The 9,533-nt window shown below is 48.9% G+C and carries 7 protein-coding genes, 1 other RNA gene, 1 pseudogene and 1 other annotated feature; of the genes and pseudogenes, 7 read left to right on the top strand and 2 right to left on the bottom strand.

Going from position 1 to position 9,533, the window contains the following annotated elements:
* Positions 1-9: 9 nt before the first annotated feature.
* Entirely contained in the window at positions 10-1,572 is a 1,563-nt protein-coding gene (locus D368_RS12895; RefSeq protein ID WP_071391557.1) for an N-acetylmuramoyl-L-alanine amidase family protein, read from the bottom strand.
* A 130-nt stretch (positions 1,573-1,702) separates the two neighbouring features.
* Between D368_RS12895 and D368_RS20180 the strand changes: the two genes are divergently transcribed.
* The 5 genes from D368_RS20180 to D368_RS12875 all read left to right on the top strand — a co-directional run bounded on the left by D368_RS20180 (position 1,703) and on the right by D368_RS12875 (position 6,388).
* Positions 1,703-1,873, top strand: a complete 171-nt coding sequence (locus D368_RS20180; protein ID WP_094247699.1) for a YrzK family protein — start codon at positions 1,703-1,705, stop codon at positions 1,871-1,873.
* Positions 1,874-1,933: 60 nt separating this feature from the next.
* Positions 1,934-2,166: a binding site (T-box leader), on the top strand.
* A gap of 63 nt (positions 2,167-2,229) precedes the next feature.
* Positions 2,230-3,504, top strand: a complete 1,275-nt coding sequence (gene hisS / locus D368_RS12890; RefSeq protein ID WP_101562309.1) for a histidine--tRNA ligase — start codon at positions 2,230-2,232, stop codon at positions 3,502-3,504.
* Between the two features lie 14 nt (positions 3,505-3,518).
* Positions 3,519-5,297: an aspartate--tRNA ligase gene (gene aspS, locus D368_RS12885; RefSeq protein ID WP_101562308.1), complete on the top strand. Its 1,779-nt coding sequence runs from the start codon at positions 3,519-3,521 to the stop codon at positions 5,295-5,297.
* A gap of 62 nt (positions 5,298-5,359) precedes the next feature.
* Positions 5,360-5,552, top strand: a non-coding RNA gene (ssrS, locus tag D368_RS12880) — 6S RNA.
* Positions 5,553-5,623: 71 nt separating this feature from the next.
* Positions 5,624-6,388 carry a tRNA threonylcarbamoyladenosine dehydratase gene (locus D368_RS12875; protein WP_003152728.1) on the top strand — a complete coding sequence of 255 codons (765 nt, stop codon included), beginning with the start codon at positions 5,624-5,626 and terminating at the stop codon, positions 6,386-6,388.
* A 74-nt stretch (positions 6,389-6,462) separates the two neighbouring features.
* Here D368_RS12875 and D368_RS12870 read toward each other — a convergent pair whose 3' ends face one another.
* Positions 6,463-7,731, bottom strand: a complete 1,269-nt coding sequence (locus D368_RS12870; protein WP_071391559.1) for a replication-associated recombination protein A — start codon at positions 7,729-7,731, stop codon at positions 6,463-6,465.
* 194 nt (positions 7,732-7,925) lie between these two features.
* Here D368_RS12870 and cymR point away from each other — a divergent pair.
* A pseudogene (gene cymR / locus D368_RS12865) lies at positions 7,926-8,343 on the top strand (cysteine metabolism transcriptional regulator CymR).
* An 18-nt stretch (positions 8,344-8,361) separates the two neighbouring features.
* The gene (locus tag D368_RS12860) at positions 8,362-9,501 is read left to right on the top strand and encodes a cysteine desulfurase family protein (protein ID WP_128574852.1); all 1,140 of its coding nucleotides are present in this window, start codon (positions 8,362-8,364) and stop codon (positions 9,499-9,501) included.
* Positions 9,502-9,533: the final 32 nt, after the last annotated feature.

Here is a 9,533-nt window from a genome sequence, read left to right as displayed (position 1 = left end):
CAGCTTTTTTTATGATTGAAAATAATGTTCCAATCCGCTTTCAATTCCGTCTGTCACTTTTTCCTGGTAAGAGCCGCTATGTATGATTGTTTCTTCTTGCGGTTGACTGAGATAGCCGAGCTCATACAGCATGGCAGGCCGTTTATTTTCCCTCAGGACGTAATAATCGCCAAACAGAACGCCGCGATCCGGGATAGGGGAACGCTTCACTACTTCAGAATGGACGTCTGAGGCAAGCTGGCGGTCCTTAGACGGACTGTAATAATAAGCCGTGCTTCCCCGCGTTGACGTATCGGCATAGCTGTCATAGTGAATGCTGATAAAGGCATCCGCATTCCGGTAATGAGAGGTTGAAACCCTGGCCTGCAGGCTGATAAATGTATCATCCTGCCTGGTGATATACACGTTTGCACCGGCCGCTCTCAATTTTTGGGCCAGCAGCTTAGCTGTTTTAATCGTTACGTTTTTTTCAAACTTTCCGGAGTAGCCGATCGTTCCGCTGTCTTTTCCTCCGTGTCCGGGATCAACGACGATCGTTTTGTTTTTAAGTGAGCCGCTGCCGCCTGACGTGTTGGGAGAAGGTGCTTCACCTGTTTCCTCACCGCTTTTTGACGTTTGTACGACCCAGTTTGCCACATATGCGGTTTGTCCGTTCTCAAGCCGGACTTCATACCATTTGCCGCTTGAGCCGACAATCGGGTAGGCTGCGCCTTTATCTGCTCTTTTTACGATAGAAGCGGAAGTCGAGGCCGAGCTCCTTAAGTTGGTGCCGCCGTAAACAATATACGCTTTTTTCGAGGGGCCTGAGCCCGCAGAACCGTCTCCCGAGCCGGATGCGCTGCCCGATGAGTCAGAATCCTTTATGATGTAGTGGCTTGCTGCCCAGCCTTTTTGCCCGTTTGCTTCAATTTTCAGCCAGCCGTGGTCTTCACTTAAGATGGAAACCTTTGTTCCGCGTGATAATTTAGTCATAATCGCTGAATCATGTGACGCTGCACTTCTGACATTCAATGAAGAAACGCCGACAGTCCCGCTTTTTGACCCGCTTCGGGCCGAAGTTGCTTTCGTATCCGATCCGCCGCTGTCCGCGGTGACGTATTCGGAAGAAACCCACCCGGTTGTGCCTTGATAAGAAATGTTCACCCATCCGCTGTTCTTGTCCAGCACGGATGCATGCGCGCCTAGCGGAAGTTTGCCGATGACTTCATACGATGTCCCCGGGCCTTTTCTGATGCGGAGGTCAGGATCGGTGGAAGTGACCGTTCCTCTTGTTGCGGATGAATTGTCTGCTCCCCCGGCTGTTTTTGATATCAGCCAGGAAACGACCCATCCGGTTTTACCGGGGCTCAGCTGAAGCTGTACCCAGTCTCCCTCTTCTTTAGTGATCGGGTATCTTTCCCCTTTTTTCACTTCAGCCTTAATTCCGTAGCTCAGGCCGGGACCGCCTCTGACATTGATCTTGTCTGTCGCGATGACCGCTTCTCCCTCTGCGGCGATTGCGGTGTGAAATGACGGAAGAAGCGCTGTGATGATGACGCCGCATAAAATAAGAGCAAGAGTTCTCTTCTTCATGGCTGTCCTCCTTTCTGAACTAACTAAAATACATTCTTGTATAATATCGTATTTTCCTTGCTGAATGTTAAATAAAAATAAAATGGTTTGTTTATACTAGTCATAAATACAGCGAAAAGGTGTGCAAATCATGAAATATCAACCAAAAATGGGACGCGCGCTGCACGATGCGGAAGGAAATCTGCACTTCAGTGATCAGAGCGATAGAGAAAAGGCGGGTTTTCTAGAAGAGACGTCGACGGAGTTCGGTCTCTTATCGAAAGAAGCGGTCGCAAGGAAAAACAGACGGAATAAAACTTGACAGGGGAGTGCAATCCCATTATTATAATAGAAATTGATGTACATAAGTCATGATAACGATTTTGAACCGATAATGGAGAAGAGTAGGTCAGAATGCATGGAGAAGAGAGGAACCGTCCCGGGCTGAAAGCGGATCCGCACTGCATCTTTCTCGAAACAACACTCCGGAGGTTCCCTGCTGAACGCTTTTGCAAGTCATTAGGCAGCGGACGTGAACCTGCGTTAAAGGTCAGAGCGGGGATGCTTCGGCATTCCAACTAGGGTGGCACCACGGGTATAACTCTCGTCCCTACTATACATGTATAGTAGGAGCGGGAGTTTTTTTATTTGAAGAAAGACATTAAGGAGGCCTGTAACATGGCATATCACATTCCAAGAGGCACACAGGACATACTGCCGGGTGAATCAGACAGATGGCAGTTCGTCGAACAAATTATGAGGGAGACGTGCCGCACTTATCAATATAAAGAAATCCGCACGCCGATCTTCGAGCATACGGAATTATTCGCAAGAGGCGTCGGTGAGTCTACAGATATCGTGCAGAAAGAAATGTACACGTTTGAAGACCGTAAAGGGAGAAGCCTGACGCTTCGGCCGGAAGGAACAGCCGCCGCAGTCCGCGCGTTCAATGAAAATAAATTATTTGCGAACCCGGTGCAGCCGACGAAGCTTTATTATGTCGGACCGATGTTCCGTTACGAACGTCCGCAGACAGGGCGTTTCCGCCAATTTTATCAATTCGGAATTGAAGCGATCGGCTCCAAAGATCCGGCCGTGGATGCAGAAGTCATTGCGCTTGCGATGAGTATTTACCGTAAAGCCGGTTTGAAACATGTCAAGCTTGTGCTGAACAGCCTTGGTGACCAGGAGAGCCGCAAATCCTACCGGGAAGCGCTCGTCAAACATTTTGAACCGCGCATCGGAGAGTTTTGCTCAGACTGCCAGTCGCGTCTGCACACAAACCCGCTCAGAATTCTTGACTGCAAGAAAGACAGAGAGCATGAACTGATGAAAACGGCTCCGTCCATTCTTGATTACTTAAATGAAGAATCAGCCGCTTATTTTGAGAAGGTAAAACAATACTTAAACGATCTCGGCATCCCGTTCGAAATAGATCCGAACCTTGTCAGAGGGCTTGATTATTATAACCATACCGCTTTTGAAATTATGAGCAATGCCGAAGGATTCGGAGCGATTACAACCCTTGCCGGCGGGGGCCGCTATGACGGGCTTGTTGAACAGATCGGCGGTCCTGAAGCGCCGGGTATCGGATTTGCGATGAGCATCGAACGTCTGCTGGCAGCCATTGACGCTGAGAAAACAGACCTTCCCGTCAATCAGGGGATTGACTGCTACGTCGTGACGCTCGGAGAAAAAGCGAAGGATTATTCCGTTTCCCTCGTGTACAAACTGAGAGAAGCGGGCATCTCAAGTGAAATCGATTATGAAAATAAAAAGATGAAGGGCCAATTCAAAACGGCTGACCGTCTCGGCGCACGTTTTATTGCGATTTTAGGGGAAGATGAGCTTGCCCAAAATAAAATCAATGTAAAAGATGCGGAAACAGGAGAGCAGCGTGAAGTGGTGTTAGACGAGCTGATACAAGTGTTAAAGGCAGATCAAAAGCAGTGAAGGAGAGGAACGCTATGTTTGGAAGAACATATTATTGTGGCGAGATAACTGAAAAAGCGATTGGCGAAACCGTCAAACTGAAAGGGTGGGTGCAGAAGCGGCGCGATCTCGGCGGCTTGATTTTCATTGATTTGCGTGACCGCTCGGGTATTGTGCAAGTCGTGTTCAACCCTGACGTATCGAAGGAAGCCCTTGCCGCAGCGGAAGCAATCAGAAACGAATATGTGCTTGATATCGAAGGCACGGTTTCTGCCCGTGAAGAAGGCACGGTGAATCCCAACCTGAAAACCGGTAAAATTGAAATCAAAGCTGAAGCGGTGACGGTGCTCAGTACGGCGAAAACGCCTCCGTTTCCGATCAGTGACCAGGCGGCTGAGGTTTCTGAAGACGTCCGGTTAAAACACCGCTATTTGGATTTGCGCCGCCCGGCGATGTTTCAAACATTGCAAATGCGGCATCAAGTCACAAAATCCATCCGCCATTTCTTAGATGAAAACGGATTTCTTGATATTGAAACACCGATTTTAACAAAAAGTTCTCCCGAAGGCGCCCGTGATTACTTAGTGCCGAGCCGGGTGCATGAAGGGGAATTTTACGCCCTTCCGCAATCGCCGCAGATTTTTAAACAGCTTCTGATGGTGTCGGGCTTTGAACGGTATTATCAAGTGGCCCGCTGCTTCCGCGATGAAGACTTGCGTGCCGACCGCCAGCCGGAATTTACGCAGATTGATATCGAAATGTCCTTTATGAGTCAAGAGGACATCATGGCTCTGGCGGAAGAGATGATGGCGAAAGTCATGCTTGAAACAAAAGGTGTTGAAGTATCGCTTCCGCTTCCGCGAATGACATATGAAGAAGCGATGAACAGCTACGGTTCCGACAAACCCGATACCCGCTTCGGCATGCTGCTGACGGACGTGTCAGACATAGTGAGAGATACTGAATTTAAGGTGTTCTCATCAGCCGTGGCAAACGGCGGCGTTGTAAAAGCGATCAATGTCAAAGGCGCTGCCGGCGACTATTCCAGAAAAGATATCGATGCGCTCGGCGTTTTTGCCGGAAATTACGGCGCGAAAGGTCTCGCTTGGGTGAAAGTTGAAGCTGACGGCGTAAAAGGCCCGATTGCGAAATTCTTTGATGAAGAGAAGCAGGCAAAACTGGCTGAAGCGCTTAATGCTTCTGAAGGCGATCTGCTCCTGTTCGGCGCTGATAAGTTTGAGGTTGTGGCTCAATCCCTCGGCGCGCTTCGCTTAAAACTCGGCAAAGAACGCGGTCTGATTGACGAAAGCCTCTTCAACTTCCTGTGGGTTGTGGACTGGCCGTTACTGGAGCATGACGAGGAAGAAGGCCGTTTCTATGCGGCTCACCACCCGTTTACAATGCCTGTCCGTGAAGATCTTGACCTGATTGAAACGGCGCCTGAAGATATGAAAGCGCAGGCTTACGACCTTGTCCTAAACGGCTATGAACTCGGCGGAGGCTCAATCCGTATTTTTGAAAAAGACGTTCAGGAAAAAATGTTCGGGCTTCTCGGCTTTACAAAAGAAGAAGCGGAGGAGGAGTTCGGATACCTTCTTGAAGCCTTTGAATACGGCGCCCCTCCGCACGGCGGAATCGCGCTCGGCTTAGACCGGTTGGTTATGCTTCTTGCAGGCCGCACAAACTTAAGAGATACGATCGCTTTCCCGAAAACGGCAAGCGCAAGCTGCCTTCTTACGGAAGCGCCCGGCGAAGTGAGCGACGCCCAGCTTGAAGAACTTCACCTTTCTGTCAAAAGAAAAGTGAAACAGTAAAGATCAGCAGTTTGTTTCTTGAAAATCAAAATCTGCTGTGATATGATTTTGACAAGTTAAATAAAGTCCTGATGTGTTAGTTGTACACCTAGTTTTGACCGAACATTTTTTTGATTTGGGAGCCCGCATTTTTAAATGGCGTACATGCCTCTTTTCATTCGCTAAAGAGGACTTACAAGATTTAAAAAAGGGCACCCACCTGCTGAGAGCGGGTTCAAAACGAAGGAAAGCTGCAACGGCACAATTGGGACTTTATTTTTTGTGCGCTAAAACCAGCGGCTTTCTGACAAGCCGAGTTTATAAAACCAGAATGTGGAGTGAGTCTCTTGTTACATCAGTTTTCCAGAAATGAGCTAGCGATTGGAAAAGAAGGGCTGGACACGTTAAAAAACAGCACGGTGGCCGTTCTCGGCGTCGGCGGAGTCGGTTCATTCGCAGCCGAAGCATTGGCGAGGTCCGGAGTGGGGCGGATCGTGCTTGTCGATAAAGATGATGTTGACATTACAAACGTAAACCGCCAGCTGCATGCGCTCTTGTCGACGGTGGGACAGCCGAAAACAGAATTGATGAAAGAGCGGATCGCTGATATTAATCCGGATTGTGACGTCGTCGCCTTAAAAATGTTTTATACAGAAGAGACGTATGAGCAGTTCTTTGAGTATCCGCTTGATTACGTCATTGACGCGTCGGATACGATTCATTATAAAATTCATCTGATGAAAGAATGTCTGAAACGGAATGTTCCGCTGATTTCAAGCATGGGAGCGGCGAATAAAACAGACCCGACACGCTTTCAGATTGCTGATATTTCAAAAACCCATACTGATCCGATTGCCAAAGTCGTCCGCACAAGACTTCGTAAAGAGGGCATTAAAAAAGGCGTACAGGTCATTTTTTCTGATGAAAGCCCGATCGTCATCCGTGAAGACGTCAGAAAAGAAGTCGGGAATGATGAAGCGAAAATCCGCAAAGCGCAAATGCCGCCGTCTTCCAACGCCTGGGTTCCGTCAGTGGCCGGTCTGATTATGGGCGGACATGTTGTCATGGAGCTCTTAAAGGACATCGACATTAAACGGGTTAAAGATAAGTAAAAAGAAAAACAGCCTTCTTCAGGAAAGGCTGTTTTTTATTTGAATCCGCCGTTTACACGAAAGATCTTGTCCGGTTATTTTTTCTGCTTCATCAGTTTTTCATACACTTGCTTTATGGCGGCTTCAAATTTCCCCGTTTGTTTCGGTTTATAGTATTGCTTGTTTTTTAACGGATCGGGCAAATATTGCTGTTCGACCCATCCATTCTCGAAATCGTGAGGATATTGATAGCCGATCCCGCGTCCGAGCTCTTGGGCCCCTTTATAGTGGGCGTCTTTTAAATGTTTCGGCACATCGCCGATTTTACCAGTCCTGATGTCTTTGAGCGCCTCATCAACGGCTGAGATGGCGGAGTTTGATTTTGGCGAGAGGCATAATTCGATTACCGCATTGGCCAGCGGAATTCTCGCTTCCGGAAAGCCGATCCGTTCTGCGGTCTGAATCGCGCTCAGCACCCGGGGGCCTGCCTGCGGGCTTGCGAGGCCGATATCTTCATAGGCGATCACGAGAAGTCTTCTTGATATGCTTTCAAGGTCTCCGGCTTCGATCAGACGGGCCAGATAATGAAGGGCGGCGTTTGCATCCGAGCCCCGGATCGATTTTTGGAACGCGGATAAGACGTCATAATGCGCATCGCCGTTTTTATCATGGGTATAGCTTTTTTTCTGCAGACATTCTTCCGCCGTTTCCCGTGTAATCCGGATCGTGCCGTCGCTTGATTCCTTTGTGGAGAGCACGGCAAGCTCCAGTGCGTTCAAAGCGGAGCGGACGTCTCCTCCGCATCCTTGTGCGAAATGATCCATCGCGTCGTCGTCCACCGAAACGCTGTAGGAACCGAGTCCCCGGTGTTCATCTGTGAGCGCTCTTTTCAATGCCTGCTTGATCAGATCGGGTGTTAACGGTTCAAGCTCAAATATCTGGGTTCGGCTTCTGATGGCCGGGTTAATGGCATGATAAGGGTTGGCGGTCGTCGCGCCGATTAAAATAATCATGCCGTTTTCTAAATAGGGCAGCAGAAAATCCTGCTTTCCCTTATCAAGTCTGTGCACTTCATCAAGGATTAAAATGACCTGACCTGACATTTTCGCTTCCTGTACGACAATCTCCATGTCTTTTTTATTATGAATGACGGCATTCAATTTCCTGAATGCGATGCTTGCCGATCCTGCGATCGCTGTGGCGATGGACGTTTTTCCGATGCCCGGCGGTCCGTACAGGATCATGGATGATAAGTGCTTCGCACGCACCATTCTGCCGATGATTTTATCTTCTTTGACCAAATGTTCCTGGCCGATAATGTCTTCGATATTGGCAGGCCGCATCCGATACGCCAATGGTTTCATGAACATCTCTCCTTACATATACAGGGTAACGGAAAACGGCCGATTAGAAAAGCGAATTGCGGCGGGCCCCGTGTTTCAATGAAAATTAGGATAAGTTATGTTATAATAACAGTTGGTCTATAAGATACTAAACAGATTATTCATATCCATTTACTTGTATAAATTAACAATTAGAATTGACTGGGGTGTTCATATTGAAAATATCGACAAAGGGAAGATACGGGCTCACCATTATGATTGAATTGGCGAAAAAGCATGGAGACGGTCCGACGTCGCTCAAAAGCATCGCCCAAACAAACAGCCTTTCTGAGCATTACTTGGAACAGCTTGTATCACCGCTCAGAAACGCCGGACTCGTAAAAAGCATCAGAGGCGCTTACGGGGGTTACGTGCTCGGGGGGCCAGCCTGAAGAGATAACGGCCGGAGATATTATCAGAGTGCTGGAAGGGCCGATCAGCCCGGTAGAAGTGCTTGAGGATGAAGAGCCTGCCAAGCGGGAGTTATGGATCCGCATCCGCGACGCTGTAAAAGACGTGCTGGACAGCACGACGTTAGAAGACCTTGCGAGCTACACGGACGGCGAGCAGGAAGCTTATATGTTCTATATTTAAACCAGAGGTGTAAAGACAATGGAACGGATTTATTTAGATCATGCCGCGACTTCCCCGATGGATGAACGTGTGCTCGAAGAAATGAAGCCCCATTTCTTCGGCAGTTTCGGCAACCCGTCAAGCATTCATTCATTCGGGAGAGAATCCCGGAAATGGGTCGATGAAGCGAGAGCGGACATCGCGCGCCAAATCAGTGCGAAAGAACAGGAAATTATTTTCACAAGCGGCGGCACGGAGGCTGATAATTTAGCGATTTTCGGAACGGCTGCCGCCCGGAAGAATGAAGGAAAGCATATCATTACGACCGCTGTTGAGCATCATGCTGTATTGCACGCCTGCGAAAAGCTGGAAGAAGACGGCTTTGAGGTGACATACCTCATCCCCGGCCCTTCAGGACGGATCAGTGCAAATCAGGTGAAAGAAGCGCTCCGTGATGATACAATCCTTGTTACCGTCATGTATGGCAATAACGAAGTCGGAACCATTCAGCCGATTGACGAAATCGGAGAGCTGTTAAGCGGGCATCAGGCCTATTTTCACACAGATGCCGTCCAGACATTCGGTTATATGCCGATTGATGTGAAAAAAAGCAGAATTGACATGCTGTCTGTTTCCGGTCACAAGCTTAACGGGCCTAAAGGGACAGGCTTTTTATATGTAAATCAAGAGGTGAAGCTGTCACCGATTCTTCTTGGGGGAGAGCAGGAACGAAAGCGCCGCGCGGGGACGGAAAATGTACCGGGCATCGCCGGCTTAAAAGAAGCGGTCGTCCTTTCAAACCGTGAGAGGGAAGAGAAAACAGCGAAGTATAAGGAGTTTAAGAACATCATCATGAGCACGCTGGAAGAAGCCGGCGTCACAGCGGAGGTGAACGGAGATGCCGAGAAGTGCCTGCCTCATATTTTAAACCTTTACTTTCCCGGTGTGCCGGTGGAAGCGCTGCTGGTCAATCTTGACATGGAAGGCATTGCCGTCTCCAGCGGATCTGCTTGTACGGCAGGATCCGTTCTTCCGTCCCATGTGCTTACGGCCATGTTCGGAAGTGAGAGCGGCAGGCTGACTTCGTCAATCCGCCTCAGCTTCGGCCTCGGCAATACGGCGGAACAAATCGAAACAGCCGCCGAAAAGCTTGCCGCCGTCGTTAAACGGCTTGCTTAAAACGGCGGACTTACGTTTTTAATGGAGTGAAT

This window comes from Paenibacillus lentimorbus NRRL B-30488 (genome assembly GCF_000411595.1).
GTDB lineage: Bacteria > Bacillota > Bacilli > Bacillales > Bacillaceae > Bacillus > Bacillus velezensis.
Note: the sequence above shows the minus strand (reverse complement) of the source record. Positions and strands in the feature narration are given on the sequence as shown.